16 protein-coding genes are annotated in these 19367 nt (G+C 71.8%); 10 read left to right on the top strand and 6 right to left on the bottom strand.

Features of this window, described 5'->3' with window-relative positions; genetic code table 11:
• Positions 1–108: 108 nt before the first annotated feature.
• Complete coding sequence (locus O0S08_RS02055) at positions 109–1158, top strand: hypothetical protein (RefSeq protein ID WP_269037254.1); 1050 nt, start codon at positions 109–111, stop codon at positions 1156–1158.
• A gap of 31 nt (positions 1159–1189) precedes the next feature.
• Here the strand turns inward: O0S08_RS02055 and O0S08_RS02050 are convergent, their stop codons facing one another.
• Positions 1190–2551 (bottom strand): YwqG family protein, encoded by a 1362-nt coding sequence (locus O0S08_RS02050; protein ID WP_269037253.1) that lies wholly within the window; start codon positions 2549–2551, stop codon positions 1190–1192.
• A 451-nt stretch (positions 2552–3002) separates the two neighbouring features.
• On the opposite strand from O0S08_RS02050, the gene O0S08_RS02045 reads away from it, so the two are divergent.
• Positions 3003–3848 carry a hypothetical protein gene (locus O0S08_RS02045; RefSeq protein ID WP_269037252.1) on the top strand — a complete coding sequence of 282 codons (846 nt, stop codon included), beginning with the start codon at positions 3003–3005 and terminating at the stop codon, positions 3846–3848.
• Positions 3849–4008: 160 nt separating this feature from the next.
• On the opposite strand, the gene O0S08_RS02040 is transcribed toward O0S08_RS02045, so the two are convergent.
• On the bottom strand, positions 4009–4692 hold the full coding sequence (locus O0S08_RS02040; protein WP_269037251.1) for a CPBP family intramembrane glutamic endopeptidase: 684 nt from the start codon (positions 4690–4692) through the stop codon (positions 4009–4011).
• 259 nt (positions 4693–4951) lie between these two features.
• Between O0S08_RS02040 and O0S08_RS02035 the strand changes: the two genes are divergently transcribed.
• A complete protein-coding gene (locus tag O0S08_RS02035) occupies positions 4952–6940 on the top strand; it encodes an alpha-ketoglutarate-dependent dioxygenase AlkB family protein (protein WP_269037250.1) in 1989 nt (662 codons plus the stop codon).
• 55 nt (positions 6941–6995) lie between these two features.
• Here the strand turns inward: O0S08_RS02035 and O0S08_RS02030 are convergent, their stop codons facing one another.
• Complete coding sequence (locus tag O0S08_RS02030; RefSeq protein ID WP_269037249.1) at positions 6996–7919, bottom strand: LysR family transcriptional regulator; 924 nt, start codon at positions 7917–7919, stop codon at positions 6996–6998.
• A gap of 117 nt (positions 7920–8036) precedes the next feature.
• On the opposite strand from O0S08_RS02030, the gene O0S08_RS02025 reads away from it, so the two are divergent.
• The 4 genes from O0S08_RS02025 to O0S08_RS02010 all read left to right on the top strand — a co-directional run bounded on the left by O0S08_RS02025 (position 8037) and on the right by O0S08_RS02010 (position 13158).
• Positions 8037–8870, top strand: a complete 834-nt coding sequence (locus tag O0S08_RS02025; RefSeq protein ID WP_269033650.1) for an oxidoreductase — start codon at positions 8037–8039, stop codon at positions 8868–8870.
• A 471-nt stretch (positions 8871–9341) separates the two neighbouring features.
• Complete coding sequence (locus tag O0S08_RS02020) at positions 9342–10145, top strand: ABC transporter substrate-binding protein (protein ID WP_269037248.1); 804 nt, start codon at positions 9342–9344, stop codon at positions 10143–10145.
• Positions 10146–10222: 77 nt separating this feature from the next.
• Positions 10223–11620 carry a peptidase M16 family protein gene (locus tag O0S08_RS02015; protein WP_269037247.1) on the top strand — a complete coding sequence of 466 codons (1398 nt, stop codon included), beginning with the start codon at positions 10223–10225 and terminating at the stop codon, positions 11618–11620.
• Positions 11617–13158: a hypothetical protein gene (locus O0S08_RS02010; protein ID WP_269037246.1), complete on the top strand. Its 1542-nt coding sequence runs from the start codon at positions 11617–11619 to the stop codon at positions 13156–13158. The genes O0S08_RS02015 and O0S08_RS02010 overlap by 4 nt, the downstream gene beginning before the upstream one ends.
• 513 nt (positions 13159–13671) lie before the next feature.
• Here the strand turns inward: O0S08_RS02010 and O0S08_RS02005 are convergent.
• The 3 genes from O0S08_RS02005 to O0S08_RS01995 all read right to left on the bottom strand — a co-directional run bounded on the left by O0S08_RS02005 (position 13672) and on the right by O0S08_RS01995 (position 16294).
• Positions 13672–14565, bottom strand: coding sequence for a DUF4241 domain-containing protein (locus tag O0S08_RS02005; RefSeq protein WP_269037245.1), 894 nt, complete (start codon positions 14563–14565; stop codon positions 13672–13674).
• Positions 14566–14692: 127 nt separating this feature from the next.
• A complete protein-coding gene (locus O0S08_RS02000; protein ID WP_269037244.1) occupies positions 14693–15706 on the bottom strand; it encodes an ADYC domain-containing protein in 1014 nt (337 codons plus the stop codon).
• Positions 15707–15895: 189 nt separating this feature from the next.
• On the bottom strand, positions 15896–16294 hold the full coding sequence (locus O0S08_RS01995) for a hypothetical protein (RefSeq protein WP_269037243.1): 399 nt from the start codon (positions 16292–16294) through the stop codon (positions 15896–15898).
• Between the two features lie 933 nt (positions 16295–17227).
• Here O0S08_RS01995 and O0S08_RS01990 point away from each other — a divergent pair.
• The 3 genes from O0S08_RS01990 to istB are packed head-to-tail and all read left to right on the top strand — an operon-like array spanning position 17228 to position 19238.
• On the top strand, positions 17228–17629 hold the full coding sequence (locus tag O0S08_RS01990; RefSeq protein ID WP_269037242.1) for a hypothetical protein: 402 nt from the start codon (positions 17228–17230) through the stop codon (positions 17627–17629).
• Positions 17626–18453, top strand: a complete 828-nt coding sequence (locus O0S08_RS01985; RefSeq protein WP_269037241.1) for a Mu transposase domain-containing protein — start codon at positions 17626–17628, stop codon at positions 18451–18453. The genes O0S08_RS01990 and O0S08_RS01985 overlap by 4 nt, the downstream gene beginning before the upstream one ends.
• Entirely contained in the window at positions 18450–19238 is a 789-nt protein-coding gene (istB, locus tag O0S08_RS01980) for an IS21-like element helper ATPase IstB (protein ID WP_269037240.1), read from the top strand. The genes O0S08_RS01985 and istB overlap by 4 nt, the downstream gene beginning before the upstream one ends.
• The last annotated feature ends 129 nt before the right edge of the window (positions 19239–19367 follow it).

Here is a 19367-nt window from a genome sequence, read left to right as displayed (position 1 = left end):
CGCCAGCGGGCGGCGAGATGTCCGAAAGGTCAGGTCGAGCGCGTCACGGCGAGCGCGTGCAGACGATCGGCGCGACCTGCTGCTCGCAAACATGGCAAGCTCGACCGCATGAGCAGCGACGCCACGTACGCGATCCGCCGTGCCGGGCGCGACAGCTTCTTCGCCGGTCGCTGGTCGGCGCCGCATATTGCCCACACGCTGCTGCGCGGGCCGGAGCACATCGACGAGTACCTCGGCCACCTCGACCCTCGGCGCGAGCCTGACATGAGCATCTGCCTGTGCGGCGCGGTCTTCATCGACTTCGACCGTCGCGCGCTGCTCTTCTGGACGTACGACCTGTTCGGGTCCGGGCCGCTGCGCCGCGACTTTCTCTGGCTATTGACGAAGCGGTGGCCGCAGTGGCGCCTGCGTCAGGCCGCGCTGCCGCTCCAGGAATTCGCGGCGGCGCTCGGGCGGACGCCGCCGGAGCTCGAGCAAGCGCGCGCCGACGCGACCCTCCTCGATGCCCACGACGATCTGTTCACCGCCGCGTGGCTCGAACATCAGGCCGACTTCGCGTGCGTCGCCGACGACCAGGCGGCGTGGATCGCCGCCGAGGGTGTCGAGGCCGTCCGCGCCTTCGCAGAGCGGGGCCTCGACGCCTGGGTCACGGTGCGCGCGGCCGACGGAGCTCTGTACGACCAGCGCTGCAACTCCGGCGCGCTCGGCAGCCTGCTTCGCCTCGGTCCGCGGCTCGCCGCGCTCGCGCAGTTCGGCGGACCACGGCCTGCGATGCTGCGACCGGGCCTCGAACGCGACGTCCGCGAGACGCTCTTCATCGACGAGGCGCGACGCAGCGTCCACTGGTGGCAGGCCGATCCCCCGTGGGCACACCCGGCGCCGGGGTGCGCCGCGCTGTGGCCGGGATGGACCCTCGAGCTCGACGAGGGCGGTCTGCGCAGCCACGTCGAGCGATCCGGCCGCTCCTTCGCGGCGATCCGGCTGACCCGCGACGAGCGGCTCGCAGCGCTGATCGATCAGGTCCCGCGGACCCTGCGCGGAGACTTCGCCCCCCTGCCGCGCTTGACCGGCGCGTCCGCCCTCGTCACTACCCATCCGGAGCTCCCCGCGGACGTCCTGGCCTCCCTCGTGGCGCTCGCCGAGCGCACCGACGATTGAGCCGGCCTCGTCGTGGCGCTCTCGGAGAGCGTCAATGCATGTGCGCGATGCCCCAGACCCGGTCGAATCGCCGCGCCGCCAGGTCGTCCTCGTGGATCAGGAAATAATAATACCCCCCGTCCTGATTGAGCAGATCGCCCGGCTCCGAGTCGATCTGCAGCAGCAGCCGCCACTTCGTCGCCTCGCGCAAGATCTCGCGCTCGCGCGCCCCGTCGCGGTCCCCCCCCTCGAAGTCCTGCCCCGTCGAGTACCTGTGCGCCTCGAGATAGGGGTCACCCTGCAGCTCGCTGATGTACCCGAGCAGGCGGTGGATCGGCCGCTCCGGGTCGTGCTCGCTGGTCTCCGCCACCCGCGAGAATTTAAAGAACCACGGGTTGTCGTGCGGCTCGTCGTCGAGCACGTCGTAGAACGGGCTCTCCATCGGCGGCATCATCCGCTCGCCGTCGAACCGCTCCACGGTGTAGCGATGGAACACCCGCAAGCGGTGGTCGTCCGGCCGCTCCGCGCGCACGAAGGTCGCCGGATCGCCCTCGAAGTGGATCACCCGCGCACCGCCGCGGTGGCGCGCCGGCCAGCACCACTTCCCGTCCGCGTCGTGGTTCGTGCGCCCGTCCGCGTCGTAGAAGAACAGCAGGAGCCCGCTGTCCGGCAGGTCCTCCGCGCCCGCCAGCCCGCGCAGGTCGGCGAGCCGGACCTGTGCCAGGAACGACAGCGGATGCTCCTCGATCGTCGGCCACGCGACCCCCGGCGGCAGGTCGGGCAGCCCGCCGATCTTCGAGATCCCGACCGGCGCGTCGTCCTCCTCGACGTCTTCGAACTGCCAGCCACGGTCGTCCTCGTCGACGTACTGCTCCGCGTCGACGACCAGCCGGATCGACGGCCGCCGCAGCGAGTACAGCTGCTCCGCGTGCTCGCCGACGCCGAGGTACCGCATCTCGTCGGCGAACACGTCCCGCTCGCGCTGCCGGCAGCAGCGCGCCAGCCACTCCGCCGACTCGAACAGCGCCGCGAAGTCCGCCTCCTCGCGCACCCCGGCCTCGGCGAGCGCCTCCCAGAAGAACAGGTCGAGCGGCATGAGCGTGTCGACCTCGCCGCCGTAGTGCCGCCCGATCGCCGGCAGCGCGCGGGCCCACGCGCGCAGGTAGGCCGTCGTCCGCGCCGCGTCGGCCCGCTCCGCCGCGTTCAGCAGGTACACCTCCTGCTCCTTCACGTCGCGGATATGTCGCTCGCCATCTGTCTCATAAGACAGGAGAAGCACCCGCACCTGCACCCCGCCGCTCTCGGTCTCGGACACCGGCTCCTCGCCGTCCGCGAGGCGCAGCTCGAAGTGCTCGCCCCCCGCGGGGAACATCGCGCGCAACAACTCCTCGATCGCCTGCCTCGACAGCGTCATGCCGCGCGAGCGTACCCCATCGGCCTCACCTGGGAGCGCCGTGACGCGCTCCGTCCGCGGCCCCGCCCGCCCGCTCCGACCGCTCTCCTGCAGGCTGTCCGGCCCGGCGATCCTCGACCTCGAACCGCGCCGCGACCCGGCCGAGCACGTACAGGCGCGGCTGCGCGTCGGCGAACAGCGGCTCCGAGCGCGCGCGCCGGCCGGGTTCGAACACCGCCGGGAGGCGACACGCGCTCGCCTCCTGGACAGTCGCCGCAGAAGCGGCGATGCTGGCGGATTCATGCGACGGCCGCAGAAGCTCGCAGTCGCGGCCGTCCTGGCCGTCGCCGTGGCTGGTACTGCCCGGGTCGCCGAGGCCTGTTCGTGCAGGTCGAGAGCGGCGCGGGATAGGTTCTACGCGGGCGCCCGTGGGCTGCTCCCGCGCGACGCCGTCGGCATCCCCTGGCATGGCATGAGCCTCGAGCCCTCCGCTCCCGATGACTCACCCAAGGTCGTCCTCGAGCGCCACGTCGGGCAACAGAGGGTAGCGACGCCGTTCACCCTCAAGAAGTCTTTTGCCTTCGAGTTCATCGTCCCGGAAGGCGGCCTCCGGCCAGGCGACCGCTTCAGCGTCACGATCGACCCGCCTGCCTGGCAAAGACATGAGGCCACTTCGATCACGGTCAGAATCGGTGACGAATCGATCGACCTGGGCGAAGCGAGGTTGACCCTCTCGGGCCGTCACAAAGGCCCGGTCTCGCTCCCTCCCCGCGGGCCCAACAGCGCGTGCGACGAGTACTTCGAGGCCGATATCGTGCGGGCGACCGTCGAACTGCCGCCCCGGCTCGAGCCCTACCGCGATTACCTGCTGTACCACTTCCTCGTGGACGGGGAGCTCTACGAGCCCGCGCCGAGCGGTCGCTGTGGACTCAGGAATAGACCCCCGCTCGGTCGTGGTCGGCGGGGCGCACCGGGTACAGAGGTCCTGTTTTCGACGTGCGATGGATCGGAGGGATTGACGCCCGGCACCCATACGGTCGCGGTCCGGATCTCGACACCCGACGACCGCAAGCTCACCACGCCCACGCAGACCTTCGAGGTGGATTGCGCGACCTCGCCGGCACCCGCTCCGCCGCCCCCCGAAGCGCGTCCACCCGAGCCCCCTGCAGCCGACGCACCAGCGATCGTGCCGGGTCCGCCGCCGATCGACCGGGGCTGCAGCCTCGTCCCACGTGGGCCACCGCTGCTCGTCCTGCCGCTGCTGCTCCGCCGCCGGCGTCCGCCGTCCGGCCCGCATCCGCTCGCACAGCGCGCCTGAGCTCGAGACGCTCGAACAATTACGGTTCCCCGCACCCGAACGCGGCCGTCCGGTGGTCGTGGAAGTACGGTTCGAATTCGGCCCGTAGCGAGGCCCCGCGCGGCGATCGTGGACGGACGACGTAATCGGTCCGACAGCACGTCTCGCGCGGCCCCAGCTCCTACGCGGGCGCGGCGCTTGGCGAGCGGGTCCGATGTGCCGCTCCGCGGAGCATCGCCACGACGACGGCCGCGACCAGGAGCTCGGAGACGGCGAAGCCGGCGAGAAACGCGGCGGTGCCGGGCGCGCCGTTCACCGTCAGGGCCTGATCGGCGACGTTCCAGCCGAGGTGCAGGCCGATCGCCGGCCACAGCGTCCGGCTGCGGAGGAAGGCCACGGCGAACAGCACGTGGCCGGAGCCGGTCGACAGCAGCGTGAACAGCATGGCCACCGGGCTGTGGAACAGCCCCCACTGAACCCAGTGATAGACACCGAAGGCGACCGCGAAGAGGACGATCGCCGCCCATGTGCCACGGCCGTGGACGAACCTCATGAAGGGATAGCCGCGGAAGAGCAGCTCCTCGACGAGGACGGACGAGAGCAGGAAGACGATCGGCGCCGAGAGATCGAGGTCGACGCGACCGCCGAAGATGCCGCTCACCGTGAACGCCCGGATCGCGACCATCGCCGCGCCGCCGAGGAGGCCGAGCAGCCCGAGGCCCATCCGCGCGAAGGTCGGAGTCAGTCCGAGCTCGGACATCGGCTCGCGCTCGAGGCGGTAGACGAGCGCCGTCGCGGCGAGCACGAGGAGCGGATACGCGAAGGGCACCCCGAACACACCGGCGAGCGGTATGAGCGCTGCCATGGCCAGAAGGTAGCGCGCGACGCGAAAGAAGAGCACATGCGACGGTAGCACGGCCTCGACGGGGCCGTGCGGGAGATGCGATCGCCGACGAAGAGCGCGCGAGCTCGGCCGAGTTCACCAGGCCATTCATCGCGGACGTCGAGGGCCTCCGCGAGCTCATCGGCGACATCGGCGTGCGGCGTGCAGCCGGCGCACCCGCGCGGCGACCTCCCGTCGGCGAGCGGGAGAGCCCGGCATCTGCCGGTGATATCCTGCCACCATGGCCCGGCCGCGCCCCCTCGAAGCCCGCATCGTCGACACCCGCCAGGTCCTGCTCGTCCTCTCGCCGCAAGGCGACGAACGCCCGATGCAAGGCTTCGCCGGCACGGTGGTCACCGATCCCTCGGCGGGCGTGCCCGACCTCGCGGGGAAGGCCGTCTACCTGTGCGGTGACGTGTCGAAGGCCGGCGCCCTCGACCTCTCGGCTGCGTCGCGGGTCTTTGCGATCCGGGAGGCCTCCCACGGCGACGCGGCGAGTGACCTCGCCCCCTGGCCGATGGTGGGCCTCGGCCGGGTCCCGCTCCACGTGCACGGGCTCGGCGTGTACTACCGGCGCTTCTTCGACCCTGACGTCGACTACGTCGGGCGGATCTGCGGCGAGCACACCTTCCAGTCGCTGACCGAGTCGACCAAGCCGGGGACGGCACACCGCACCGGAATCTACCTGACACCGGTCCGCCAGGAGCGAGACGAGCTCCACTTCCGCCTGCTGCGCTGCTCCACCAACCTGTCGGGCCCGACCGACAACTTCCGCTCCACCGACCGCCACATCGTCGACGCGCTGAACCAGGAATCAGCGCTGATCTTCTCGGGGGCGGCGCCGCTCAACCATGTGTTGGCGCAGCTCTATCACAACACCCCGGCCGACGCCGAGAAGAAGCAGGCGAAGGCCCGGATCTCGTCCCACGCCGACAAGACGAAGGACATGCCGGACGACGGCGTCATGGCCTTCTGCACCTTCTACGAACACCTCGATCGGCTCGGCCCCATGGCCGGCGACCCCTTCGACCGTGGTCACCGGGGGATCAGCGGACTTACCCGGCTCCGCTTCCGCCGCAAGGAGATCGAGGCCGCGGAGAGAGACACGTCTCCGGATCAGTTCACGATCACGCTGTATCCCAACTCGGTGTTCTTCATGCCGCTGTCCACCAACCGGCGCTACACCCACGAGATCGTGCCGTCCGAGCTGGAGGCCGCGCGGCTCCCGACCCGGCTGGGCTACGTGGTGCGCTGCTCGAAGACCGAGGCGGTCCACGAGGGTGGGCGCACCTTCCTGCGCCAGGACGGCGCGCGGGTGGAGCTGGAGGCTCCCACGCCCGAGGGGCGGATGGAGCTCCGCCGGCTCTACGCCGAAGAGAACAGGACGTCGGCCCCCATCGATTACGGAGCCGGCTTTCGCTTCAGCATGAACGCGGGGGACTACCGGGCGCCGATCTACGAGGCGTCCGACATGTTCCGCACCTATACCGTCCCCACCCGGGGCGACCTCTTCGCGGAGCTGTCCGCGTCGGCTCGGCTCGAGGAGCTCGGAAAAGGCCGGCGCGGCGCGGTGCTCGTGGCGACCGACGGCTCGCGCGGGGTCCCCATCATTCGCACCACCACCGCTTACACGCTCCCGGCTCAGTGTTTTCGCCCGATCCACACCAGGCTCGCGCGGCAACTCCACGCATACGCCTCGCTCGCGCTCCCCTTCAACAACGCGCTGCTCGAGGTCTACACCCGCGCTTACGCCACCATGGGCGCCCACTCGGACCAGGCGCTCGATCTCGACGATGCCGGGGAGATCGCCCTCTTCTCCTGTTATGAACACCCCGAGGCCGGGCCGTCGCGGCGGCTGATGGTGGAATCGAAGGAGTCCGGGGGGCCCTCGTTCGTCATCCCGCTCCTCCACGGCCGTGTCGTCGTATTCTCCGCCGACACCAATCGACGGTTCCGCCACCGGATCGTGCTGGACCCCGCGAATCCCGACAACCCATGGCTCGGGGTCACGTTTCGCACCTCGAAGACCTGGATAAACGTTCGCGACGGGCAGCCCCGCCTCGCCGACGGCACACCGCTCACCCTGGCCAACGACGAGGAGCGTCGCGAATTCCTCCGGCTCCGACGCCGGGAGAACCAGGAGACCGACTTCGTCTACCCTCGCCTCACCTGCACCCTGAGCCCGAGCGATCTCTGGCCGCCGGAGATGGCCACGGCAGCCACGGGCTGACCGCCAGCCCGAGCGACATTCTGTTCACACACCGCGCTCGGACCGCGACGCTCGCTCAGCCGCGGGGGCGGTTGGCGGCGCGGAAGAAGTCGAGGAAGCAGCGCAGCTTGACCGGCATGTGGGCGCGGTTCGGGTAGTAGAAGCTGAAGCCGGGGAACTCTGCGCTGTGGCTCTGCAGCACGCGCACCAGCTGCTTGTTCGCCAGCGGCGCGCGGACCAGGCCGGCGAACACCTGGGCCAGGCCGAGGCCGGCCACCGCGGCCTCGGCGATCGCCACCATGTCGTTCAGGACCACCCGGCCGTCGACCTCGAGCTCGAGCTCGGCGTCGCCGTCGCCCAGCCACCAGCGCTGGAACCGGCCGCTGGTGACGAAGCGCAGGCGGATGCAGTCGTGCTCCAGCAGGTCGCGCGGGGCGGTCGGCCGCGGGCGGTCGGCGAAGTAGTCCGGGGCGCCGACGATGACGAGCCGCTGCGGGCCGCCGAGCGGGGCGGTGATCATGTCGCGGGGGATGGCCTCGCCGAGGCGCACGCCGACGTCGAAGCCCTCGCCGACGACCTCGCTGAGGCCGTCGCTGAGGCCGAACTCGAGCCGGACGTGCGGGTATTCGCGGGCGAAGCGGGCCAGGTGCGGGGCGATGAACAGGGCGTAGCTGACCCGCGACAGCGCGACCCGGATCAGCCCGCGCGGGGTCTCGCTCTCGCTCTCGAGCGACTCGCAGGCCTCGGCGAGCTGCGCGAGGCCGGGGCCGACGCCGGCGAGGAAGCGCGCGCCCGCCTCGGTCGGACCGACGCTGCGGGTCGTGCGGCGCAGCAGGAGGACGCCGAGGTGGCGCTCCAGCTTGCGCACGGTCTGCGACAGCGCCGACGTCGACACCCCGAGCTCGTCGGCGGCGCGGGTGAAGCTGCAGTGGCGGGCGACGCACTCGAAGGCGGCGATGGCCGGCAGATCGGCGGGTCGTATTGTGAAGCGTCGTTTCACAGTCCGGGAATGATAAGCCCATTTTTCTTCACGCGGGAAGCTCCCATATTCCTCGACGTGAGCGGCCGACGAGGCGCCCGCACGGGGCGGGCGCCGGCCGCAAAGAGGAGCAGGATCATGGCGAAAGTTTGGTTCATCACTGGGGCTTCGCGGGGACTTGGGCTGGAGATCGCCGAGGCGGCGCTGGCGGCCGGCGACATCGTCGTGGCGGCCGTGCGTGACCCGGAGCGGGCGGCCGCGGCGATGGCCGAGCACCCGCGGCGGATGTTCGTCAAGCTCGACGTGCGCGACGAGGCGCAGGCGCAGGCGGCCGCCGCGGCCGCGGTCGAGCGCTTCGGTCGCATCGACGTCCTGGTCAACAACGCCGGCTACGGCCTCCTCGGCGCCGTCGAAGAAGGCGCCGCCGACGAGGTCGAGGCGCTGTTCCGCACCAACGTGTTCGGCCTGCTCGCGGTGACGCGCGCCGTCCTGCCGCACATGCGACGCCAGCGCTCGGGCCACGTGCTCAACATGTCCTCGCTCGGCGGCTACGCCTCGGGCCAGGGCTGGGGCCTCTACTGCGCCACCAAGTTCGCGGTCGAGGGCATCACCGAGGCCCTCGCGCAGGAGCTCGCGCCGCTGGGCGTTCACGCCACCGTCATCGAGCCCGGCTTCTTCCGCACCGAGTTCCTCGCCGGCGGCTCGCTCGGCCGGGTGAAGCGCGAGATCGCCGACTACGCCGCGACCGTGGGCACAGTGCGCGAGTTCGCCGACGGCCACGACGGCGAGCAGCCCGGCGACCCGAAGCAGCTCGCACAGGTGATGTTGAAGGTGGTCGCGGCCGAGCAGCCGCCCGTGCGCGTGCCGGTCGGCGCCGACGCCTTCGCCCGCGTCGAGAGCAAGAACGCCGCCGTGGCCGCCGAGCTGGCGCAGTGGCGCGAGGTCGCCGCGGTGCGAGGCTTCGCCGGGTGAGCTGCGCGCGAGCGAGGTCCCGGAAGCAAGGCCCCCGCGGGAACGCCCGCGCGGGTCGTGCGAGGGCGAAGGCTCGAGCCAGCGCCTCGAGGCGCTCCTCCTGGCCGAGGCTTGCGAAGAGACTCGACTCCCCGACTTCGAAGACTCCCGCCCCCAGAAGGTATCTACACAGGACAAACTAGGTCGGCCGGATCAACTGTGATCAGTCGGCGGCCTCGTCCACCGTCCGCGACGAAACACCCGCCCGCACTGTCATCCGCCCTCGCGGTGACAAGGCCCCACCGGCCCGCTCATCCTCGGCGCAGAGGACAACCTCCGCCACGACCCCCACGGCTGAGCAATGACATGTCTCTCGGGACACATCACATGTCCATTTAAACACATTCCCCGAAGGACATGTCCCTTTAGACATCCCACTCGCGCCCGACGCGGGCGCTTGTCACCCGCGCCGGCACCGGTCATCCTGGTCGCATGTGGACCCGCCGGGCCTTCACCAGCCTCGTCTGCGCCGGCCTCGCCTGCGCCGGCGGCGGCGAGCGGGCCCGGCCGTTGCGGCTCGCGGTCACCACCAGCGTGCACGACAGCGGCCTCCTGGGCGTGCTCGTGCCGGCCTTCACGGCCGCGACGGGGCGGACGGTCGAGGTCAGCGCGGTCGGTTCGAAGCGGGCGATCGAGCTGCTCGCGCTCGGTCAGGCCGACGTCGCCCTGACGCACAGCCCGGTCGAGGAGGCGCAGGCCCAGGCGAGCGGGCGGGTCGGCGCGCGCACCCCGGTCATGCGCAACGCCTACGTCCTCGTCGGTCCGCCGCGGTACACCGGCGTCGTCGCCGGCGCGGCCGACATCCGCGGCGCCCTGCGGGCCGTCGCCGTCTCCGGCCGGCGCTTCGTCTCGCGCGGCGACGACTCCGGCACCCACCAGCGCGAGCTGCAGCTGTGGGCGGCCGCGGGGATCCCGGCCGAGAGCGCCTTCATCCTCCCGTTCACCGGCGGCATGGCCGAGGCCCTCGGCCTGGCCGCGCGCGAGCACGCCTTCACCCTCAGCGACCGCGCCACCTTCCTCACCCGCCGCGGCGATCTCGGGCTCGCCATCCTGTTTCAGGGCGGCTCCGACCTCGACAACGTCTACGCGGTGCTCGAGCCCGCCCCGCAGACCGCCGCCGACGCCGAGGGCGCGCGCGCCTTCGCCGAATTCCTGCGCTCCCCCGCCGGCCGCCGCCTCGTCGGCAGCTACGGCGTCGAGACCGTGGGCGAGCCGCTGTTCACTCCCGTCGAATGACGCGAAAGCCGCCCCCGGGCGGCCTGAGGCGACAGATCCTTGCCCTCCACGGCGCCAGCGGATACCACCTCCTCAGCATGCTCGCCCCTCGCCGCCTCCGCGCCCTCGGCGCGGCGCTCGCCCTGCTCGGGCTGGCCGTCGGCGAGGCCCCGGCCCACGCCACGCCCGCCGCCGCTCCCGCCCCTGCTCCGGCCCCTGCTCCGGCCCCTGCTCCGGCCCCCGCATCGGCCCCCGCGGCCGCCCCGGCGCCGGGCCCCGCGGAACCTGGCCCCAAGGACAGCCCCGCCGCCGGCGCCGACAGCGTCCTCGACGTCGTCCTGCCGAGCGGCTTGCGGGTGCTCGCCGCCCGGGACCTCAGCTTGCCGGTCGCGGCCGTGGTCCTCGCCGTCGAGGTCGGCAGCGAGGACGACCCGCCCGAGCACCCCGGCCTGGTCCACGCGCTGGCCTACCACCTCCACCAGGGCAACCGCGAGCTGCGGCCGGGCGAGGCGATCGCCGCCGCCCAGGACGCCGGCGGCGTCCACCTCCTGTCCACCGGGCCAGGTCAGGTCAGGTTCGAGTCGCTGGTCCCGATCTCCCGCCTCGACGAGGTCCTGTTCGCCGAGTCGCAGCGCCTCCGCTTCCCCACCGTCGACGAGCGCCGCTGGGACATCAGCCTCGGCTGGGCCGGCGCCGACGTGCACAGCCCGCCCGGCCTGCGCCCCGCCGACCAGGCCGCCCTCCACGGCGCCCCTGGCCTCGGCCACGACGGCCGCGCGGTCGACCGCTCCCTCGCCGACATCGGCCCCCCGGCCCTCGCCGCCGCCCTGGCCGCCAAGTTCAACTACGCCCGCGCCACCCTGATCGTCGTCGCCCCCACGGCGCCGGAGGCGATCCTGGAGCAGGTACGGGCGCGTTTCCGCGACTTGCCGCCGGCGTCCCGCGCCTTGCCGGTGCGCTCGCCGCCGCCGGCAAGGGCCCCGGCCGCGCCGATCGCCGCGGGCGGCAAGCCGCCGCTGTTCGCCTGGCCGGTCCCGCCCGACGCCGCCTCCTCGGCCTGGGCCGGCGCGATCTGCCGCGCCCTCAACCGCCAGAAGGCGCTCCCCGAGGAGCCCCGCAAGTCGCGGATCGGCTGCGACTTCGACCCCGACCCGCGCCGCGCCGCCCTCGTCCTGCGGGCCGTCGGCGTCGACGACCCGGCCGGCTTCGTGCGCGCCCGCCTGGCCCGCCTCGGCGGCCCCGACCAGCCGCTGCTGACCGCCCAGGCCCAGTTCATGGCCCAGGCGACCCGCCTCTACGCCCGCACCGCGCTCGGCCTGGCCCGCCTGCTGGCCGCCTCGCCGGCGCGGCCCCTCGGACCTGTCCCCGTGGACAGCCCCGTGGTCCGCCGCCGCGACGACCTCCTCGGCCTCACCAGCCTCGCCGCCGGTCGCCCCGGCCTCAACCTCACCGTCGAGGACGCGCTCCTCATCGGCCCCGCGGAGCCCAAGCCGTGACCCGACGCCCCCGGCTGAGCGCCTGCCTGCTGAGCTGCCTGCTCCTGTCCCTCGGGACAGCTTGCAAGCGCAAGGACACCGTCAAGGTCGAGATCTTCGACGACATCGCCCCGCCGGCGCTGACCGAGGCGCTCGGCGCCCTGGCCCCGCCGTGGCCCGCGCCCGAGCGGGTGGTCCTCGCCGACGGCCTGTTGGTCCACTGGCTGCGCGAGGAGGGCACCCCGGCGGTCCACCTGCGCCTGGTCTTTCCGACAGGTGACCTCAAGCCCGCGCTGCAGGGCGCGCCCGCGCTGATCGCCGCCCGCAGCGTCGCCCTCGAGCTCGAGCAGCTCGCCGCGCGCCTGTCGATCCGGGTCGAGTTCACCCCGCGCGCCGGTCGCTACGAGATCGCGGTCCACGGCGTCGACGCCGAGCTGTCCGCCATCCTCGCCGGCCTCGGCGACATCTTCTCCGCCCCCGGCCTCGACGGCCCGCTCGCCCGCGCCCGCAAGCAGGTCGCCCACGACCTGCGCCCGCCCGACGCCGAGGCCCAGGCGCTCGGCGTCCTCACCGCGAGCCTGCTCGGCGCCGTGCCGGCCAACGAATTCATCACCGCGAACGCGGTGCAGGAGGCCCCCGAGACCGCCCTGCGCGACGCCTGGGAGGCCCTCACCGACCCGCGCAGCGCCCTGCTGGTCGTCCACGCCGGCGACCCCCTCGCCGCCCACGAGGCCGGCCTGGGCGACCTCGCCGGCCGCTGGAAGCAGCGCGTCAAGCTGATCGCCGCCGGCGAGGCCACCGAGGAGGCGCTGGTCCGCCTGCGCCAGGGTCCGCGCCCGGCCGCCCCGCCGAACCGCCACCTGAAGAAGCCGCCGATCGCCCCGCTCGAGCGGGTCGACCCGCCGCCCGCGAGCGGCCGCACCAGCCGCAGCCTGCTCGTCCTCGGCCGCTCCTTGCCGCTGGCGACCGTGCGCGACCGCAGCCTCGCCCGCCTGGTCCAGCGCCACCTCCAGGCCGAGCTCGACATCCGCCTCAGCATCACCGGCAACGTCGGCCTATTCACGATCCACGTCCCGCTCGGCGCCGCCGGCCGCGGCAAGCCGGCCGCCGACCCGCTCGAGGAGGTCGAGGCCGCCGAGCAGGCCGTCGACCCCGCCGAGGCCGACCCGCTGAACCGCCGCCTCCGCCGCGAGCTCACCGTCATCCGCGACTACCTGCGCGAGCGCCCCCTCGCCCAGGACCTCCTCGGCGCCGCCCAGCTGTGGCTCGGCGCGCGCATGGTCGCCGCCAGCGTCGGCGGCGAGGACTGGACGGCGCTGTGGAGCGAGGCCCTCGACCTCTCCGTCGCCGACGGTGAGATCGTCGCCGCCCTCGCCCGCGACGCCGAGACCATGCTCGCCGCCACCCCCGACGAGGCCGCCGCCTTCATCACCCGCTGGCTCGACCTCGAGAAGAGCGAGCCCGGCTGGGCCTGGGTCGCCGTCGGCAGCGAGGCCGACCTCAAGGGCGTCATCGCCGCCGAGAGCAACGGCATCCAGTTCGACCCGCCGCCCGAGTGAACCTGTCCCGAGGGACAGCGACGCCGAAGATGCCCCCGAGGACAGCAGCTTTGAATCTGTCCTCGAGGACGGCTCGCTCGCGAGGCCCGAGCCGGCCTGTCCTGCGGCCCAACGACGTCCAAGATGTCCCCGAGGACAGCAACGTCGAAGATGTCCTCGAGCCTGGCTCGCTCGTGAGGCCGCAGCCAGCCTGTCCCGCAAGCCAGCGACATCGAGCATGTCCCCGAGGACAGCCGCATCGAAGCTGTCCCCGAGGATAGCTCGCTAGCGAGGCCCGAGCCAGCCTGTCCCGCAAGCCAGCGACATCGAGCATGTCCCCGAGGACAGCTGCTTCGAAGCTGTCCCCGAGGATAGCTCGCTCGCGAGGCCCGAGCCAGGCTGTCCCGAGGGGCAGAGACATCGAGCATGTCCCCGAGGACAGCTGCTTGATGCCGCCCGGAGGACCGCTGCCCGTGAAGCCGAGCGAAGCTGTCCCGAAGACCAGCAGCGCACTCGCCGGCAGACCGGCCGCGATCACACGACGTCGAGCGGCTCGAGCCCCACGATCACCGCGACGACGAGGCGCGCCCCGGGCGGCGTCTTCTCCCACGAATAGTGCCGCGCCTCGCCCTTCCGCTTCATCTGCACGGGGCTCCCGTCCGACAGCTCGACCCGCGCGCGCCCCTTGCCGCCGAGGATCACCGCCGTGCGCGACAGCAGCGGCGCCCTCATCGTGACGTCGTGCTCCTCGAGCAGGGGATGCCGCACGCGGCCGCGCGGCAGCGGCAGCGGCAGCTCGAAGCGCTCGCAGCGCGGGCCGAGCAGCACCTCGAAGTCGGTGACGAGCTCCACGAGGCGGCCGCCGGCGTCGAAGCCCCACCACGAGCCATAGAACCCGTCGCCCCACCCCGACGAGAACATGACCACGTTCGCCGCCCCGACCTCGGCCGTGTGCCAGGTCCACGTGTCCACCGCCTTCTCCTCCATCGCCGCGAGCCAGGCCTCGCTGGTCGCCTCGTCGACGACGCCGCGCGCCTGCTCATCAAAAAAACAGCCCATGCCCGCGTCGACGCCGTAGCCCGGGATCGCGTCGCCGACCGGCGGCTTCTCCCCCTCGAAGACCGCCACCTCCCATCGGACCGCCGGCGCGGACGACTCGAAGCGCACGCGCGCACACGCGACCCGCACGTCGCCGTCCTCGAAGCGGGCGAGCGCGACCTCCACGGGGAACACCCCCCTGGGCGCAGCGAGCGTCAGCGGGCCGCCCGGCTCGTCGAACGAGGTCGTGAGCGGATCGGCCACGACGATCCGCCCGGACGGTACCTTCAGCTCGCCGACGACCCGCGTGCCGACCTCGACGAGTTCGCCCCGCTCCTGCGCGAAGCGGGTGCCGGGGGTGAACGCAGCGGTGAATGGGCTGTGCAGCACGAGCGAATGCCTACACCGTCCTGCGCGCTCCGAAAAGCCCCCGCGACGCCGTGACGCCACAATTGTCGGACCGCACGCCGGTCGATGGCCGGCCACCCGGCCCACCCTGGCCGAGCATCACTCGCGCTCACGGCTGCACGCCGCAAGCCTGCGGATCGTCCTGCCACCGGTCGCAATAGCGATCGGCCACCAGCCCGCCGCGGCCGGCGTCGAGGTCGCCACAACCGTCGACCTCGAGCAGCGCCGCGAGGCACGGCGGGACCTCGTGGGCGAGCCCGGCGTCGGCGACCATCGCCAGGCGCAGCTGCTCGCCGAGGCACACCGCCCCGTCGGGCCCCCACTCCGCCTCGATCCCCCAGCCCGGCGCGTCCAGGGTGCTCGCGCGCTGGACGGCGCGGCCGAGGCGGTCGAACACGTCGATCGGCGTGCCGTCGAAGGTGTGCGACCTCCCGTCGCCGCAGTAGTCGGCGCGGACCATGCGAGTGCAGGCCTGATGGTGATCGGCGAGGGACCTCGAACCCGCGGCGGCCCACGGCCGGTAGCCCCACTCCACACATTTGGCCAGCGCCGCCCCGCGGCAGGCGAACGTCACCGCCCCCGGCTCGTCGATGCGCGCCCCCGTCTCGAGGTCCCACCGATGGGCGAGCGGGATCGCCTGAGTGGGCGCCCCCGTCGAATCATGGCAGAGGCTGGTCCAACCGAAACTCCCCGGACCGCGCACCGAGACCTCATAAAAAAACACCTCGCCGGTCGGGTCGGCCGGATCGGGGTCGATGTCGTCGATGCGGAGCTGCCACGCCTCGCCCTCGACCTCGAGCTCCAGCTGCGAGCCGACCAGCTCCACGCCGACGAGCGTCCGCGAGGCCCCGGCCGGCCTGGCCCTGAAGCGGGTGCCCTCGAGCTCCAGCTCGCCCAGCCGGAGCCCCCCGAGGGTCCAGCCGTGCATTCGCATCCCGTCGAGGAGCGTGCCGTTCATGCGCATCCCGTTGAGGTCGCGCCCGTTGAGGCTCGCCGCGTTCGCCACGAGGCCGGGGCCCGTGCCGCTGCGCAGCGCGACGTGGGCGTCGATCGCGACGCTGCCCCCGTCGTGGGCCGCGCCGACACCGAGGATGGCCAGCCAGATCTCGCGCGGCAAAGTCATGTTCGACCCCTGCCCGCGAGGCATGATCGCATCGACCACGGCGCGCAACCCCCCATTGCACCGCCGGCGACGCGATCAAGGACGCGTCCGCTGAGTGTCCGCTGCTGCTCCTCGACGGTCGAGGCCGCCGTCCCCCCTGTCCGGCGGCCCTCGGCGCATTCGCCATACCGACGAATGCGTCGAGTCGACTCACTGCGGCTTCGGCAGCTCTTCGGTGCCCTCGCAGATCCGCGGCCCGCCGCACGACTCGTCGACCGCGCAGAACCGGGTCAACGGCTCCAGGGCGGCCGTCACGTCGAGGACGTCGCAGCGGGACCGGGCGCACGCCGCCAGGCTGGTCGACGCATCGGACATGCAGTCGAGCACGCAGCTGCACGAGCGCTCGTCCTCGCAGGCCTGGACCCCGTCGCAGCAGGCGATCCGGAGGCACGAGCGGCACTCCGGCTCCTCCTCCACCGGCTCGCACCCGCTGCCGCCGTCGTCGTAACCGCCGTCATCGCCCCCGGACGGCCCGTGCGGGCATTCTTGCAAGAAAGGAATGGCGAACACGAGGCTCGCCGCGAGGACGCTCGAAGATTGAAATAACATGGGCTTTCTCTCTCCTTCACGCCGGGCCGGATCCACCGTACGTTTGTCCGCCCCGCCGTCCTTGTGAACTCTGCTTCAGGCTGCGGTACCGTCAATCTCCGAATGTTGACATTTGCCACACGGTCCCACCTGTGACGCACTGCCCTGATCCTCCGACCCGCCGGCGCACGTGCGCTGCAGAACATCGGTCCGCGGACGATCGCCCCCGCTGCCCCGGCTCGCCCCGAACCGCCCGCACGCCACGCCCGGCGACGCCTGTGCCACCAGCCACAACCTTGAACACCATCCAGCCCGCGCGAACACCCGTTTCACCGTGCCCGTCCTTCCCCCGCGAACACCCGTCCGTGCCCGCTCCGACGCCCCGCAATCCCCGCGAAATCCCCGCGTCCCTCACGCCTCCCCGGCCCGAATGCCCGCGACGCGCAATCCACCGAGCTCATGCTTTTGCTCGCAATGCCGCCCCCGATCTCCCGCGCTCCTCGTGCGAGTGCCGCTCACACGAGTGCCCTCGTGCTGCTCGGGCGCTCCCCGTGCTCCGCACGCGCCCGCGACCGATGCCTCTCGTGCGACTGACACGACCACGAGCGCCCGCGCCCCTCGTGCGATTCCTTCATGCTCGCCCGCGACTGACGTTCACGCGACCGCCGATGCTCCTCGTGCGAACGACACGACGACGAACCCCCGTGCTCATCGTACTTCACGCCCGAGCGACGCTCACGCGACCTGTCAGTTCTCAGCAGCAATCCCCCCTTCGGGGGCGAAATTCTCACCACCTTTCCCCCTTTGGGGACCGAGTTTCTCAGCATCTTTCCCCCCTGCCGGGGGCTGAGTTTCTCACCACCTTTCCCCCCTGCGTGACCGAGCGGGTACCCCGCTCCCGAATCCGGCGAGGAAGCCGGGCGCGAGGAGCCCATGGCGTACCGAGAGGTCACGATGATCGAGATCAAGGAAGTTCTAAGGCTGAGGCTTCTGGGCGTCGCCAAGAAGCGGATCGCCGCGCAGTTGCGTCTCGATCCGAAGACCGTGCGGCGCTACCTCGAGGTCGGTGAGGCGCACGGCGTCGTCGCCGGCGGTGGCCGCGAGCAGCTGACGGATGCGCGGCTGGACGCCGTGATCGCCGAGCTGAAGAAGCCGGTGCCGCACGAGCATGGCGAGGCGTGGCGGGCATGCGAGCGCGAGCGGACCTTCATCGAGGGGCATCTCCAGCACGACGTGCGGCTGACCAAGATCCGCAAGCTACTGCAGCGGCAGGGAGTCGTCGTGCCGTACGCGACGCTGCACCGCTTTGCCACGCAGCAGCTCGGCTTCGGTACGCGCAGGCACGCGGCTTCGTGATCGACGTCGCGCGGGTGCGCAGGCCGCAGGACAAGGCGCGAGTCGAGCGAGCGGTCCGCGACGTCCGTGACGACTGCTTCGGCGGTGAACGGATCCGCGACCTCGCGGCCGCACGGGAGCGTGCCGAGCGATGGTGCCGGGACGAATACGGCGTGCACCGCCACAGTACCACCGGTCGGATGCCGCGCGAGCACTTTCTCAATGTCGAGGTGCCGGTGCTGCTGCCGGCGCCCGAGCAGCCCTACGACGTGCCGCGGTGGTGCACGCCGAAGGTCGCGCGCGATCACTTCGTCCAGGTCGAGCGCGCACTGTACTCGATGCCCACGCGGCTGATCGGTCGCACGCTGCAGGCTCGAGTCGATCGAAGCAGCGTCCGCTTCTACGATCGGAGCACGCTGATCCGGATCTGTCGGCGGCTGCCGCCCGGCGGCCGCAGCATCAACCCTGAGGACTTCCCGAAGGAGAAACGAGCCTACGCAATGCGTGATATCGAATTCTTGCAGAAGCAGGCCGACGAGCTCGGCCCCAACATCGGCGCGTACGTACGGCGACTGCTGTCCGGCCCGCTGCCTTGGACCAGCATGCGCACCGTCCACGGCGTGCGTGGCCTCGCCGAGCGCCACGGCGTCGCCGTCGTCGATCGCTGCTGCGGCATCGCAATCGCGGCCGACATGCTGAGCCTGAAGCGGCTCCGCGCCATGGTCGAGCGCGACGTGAAGCCCCAACCCATCCCCCTCGACCGGCCGACGCCGCCGGCGAGATTCCTCCGACCCGCGCAGATCTACGCGCTCTCGGCCAACACCAAGCATGGAGAACCGTCATGATCGATACCATCTCACCTGACCTGAAGGCCATCCTCAAGCGACTCAAACTCAGCCCCCTGCTATCGACGCTGCCCGACCGGCTCGCCCTCGCACGCCAGCAGAAGGTCCCGCACCAGGACTTCCTGCTGACGCTGCTCACCGACGAGGTCAGCCGCCGGGACAGCATCTCCGCCCAGCTCCGCGGCCAGAAAGCGCGTCTCGATCCCGAGCACCAGCTCGAGGGATGGGACAGCACCACTCGGGTCCACTTCGATCAAGAGCTGTGGGCCGAGCTCTGCTCGCTGCGTTTCGTCGAGGCTCGCGCTCACGTCGCGCTCGTCGGCCCCGTCGGTGTCGGCAAGACCTTCCTCGCGCACGCCCTGGGCAACGCCGCCTGCCGCCGTCAATACAGTGTCCTCGCCTACCGCTGTGATCGATTGCTCAAGAACCTCCGCCACGCTCGACTCGACGGCTCCTACGACGCCGAGCTGCGCAAGATCCTCGCCGTCGACGTGCTGATCCTCGACGACTTCGGCCTCGACGCGATGGACGCGACCGAGAGCCGCGACGCCTACGAGATCTTCACCGAGCGTCACCGCCACGGCTCGATCATCGTCACCTCGAACCGTGGCCCTGACGAATGGCTCGCAGTCTTCGCCGACCCCGTCCGCGCCCAGGCAGCGATCGATCGCTTCACCAGCAACGCCTACGACCTCGTCATCGAAGGCGAGTCGTACCGAAGCCGCCAGAAACCCTCGCTCACCCGTCCGCCGAAAACTGGATCCCGCTCGCGCACGCGAGCATGATCCCCCTCGTCACGCAGGATGGACCAGAGGGGGAAAGGTCGTGAGAAGGCCGGGGTCCCATGCTGGTGAAAACCGACACGACCGCCGATGCTCCTCGTGCGAGCGACGCGACTACGAGCCCCAGTGCTC

It is taken from the genome of Nannocystis punicea (assembly GCF_026965555.1).
Classification (GTDB): Bacteria; Myxococcota_A; Polyangia; order Nannocystales; family Nannocystaceae; genus Nannocystis; species Nannocystis punicea.
This window is presented reverse-complemented; position numbering and strand designations above follow the sequence as displayed.

Excerpts from the sequence above, each read along its gene's own strand:
- O0S08_RS02055 (WP_269037254.1), top strand. The coding sequence starts at position 109 with ATGAGCAGCGACGCCACGTACGCGATCCGCCGTGCCGGGCGCGACAGC.
- O0S08_RS02050 (WP_269037253.1), bottom strand. The coding sequence starts at position 2,551 with ATGACGCTGTCGAGGCAGGCGATCGAGGAGTTGTTGCGCGCGATGTTC.
- O0S08_RS02045 (WP_269037252.1), top strand. The coding sequence starts at position 3,003 with ATGAGCCTCGAGCCCTCCGCTCCCGATGACTCACCCAAGGTCGTCCTC.
- O0S08_RS02040 (WP_269037251.1), bottom strand. The coding sequence starts at position 4,692 with ATGGCAGCGCTCATACCGCTCGCCGGTGTGTTCGGGGTGCCCTTCGCG.
- O0S08_RS02035 (WP_269037250.1), top strand. The coding sequence starts at position 4,952 with ATGGCCCGGCCGCGCCCCCTCGAAGCCCGCATCGTCGACACCCGCCAG.
- O0S08_RS02025 (WP_269033650.1), top strand. The coding sequence starts at position 8,037 with ATGGCGAAAGTTTGGTTCATCACTGGGGCTTCGCGGGGACTTGGGCTG.
- O0S08_RS02020 (WP_269037248.1), top strand. The coding sequence starts at position 9,342 with ATGTGGACCCGCCGGGCCTTCACCAGCCTCGTCTGCGCCGGCCTCGCC.
- O0S08_RS02015 (WP_269037247.1), top strand. The coding sequence starts at position 10,223 with ATGCTCGCCCCTCGCCGCCTCCGCGCCCTCGGCGCGGCGCTCGCCCTG.
- O0S08_RS02000 (WP_269037244.1), bottom strand. The coding sequence starts at position 15,706 with ATGACTTTGCCGCGCGAGATCTGGCTGGCCATCCTCGGTGTCGGCGCG.
- O0S08_RS01995 (WP_269037243.1), bottom strand. The coding sequence starts at position 16,294 with ATGTTATTTCAATCTTCGAGCGTCCTCGCGGCGAGCCTCGTGTTCGCC.
- O0S08_RS01990 (WP_269037242.1), top strand. The coding sequence starts at position 17,228 with ATGATCGAGATCAAGGAAGTTCTAAGGCTGAGGCTTCTGGGCGTCGCC.
- istB (WP_269037240.1), top strand. The coding sequence starts at position 18,450 with ATGATCGATACCATCTCACCTGACCTGAAGGCCATCCTCAAGCGACTC.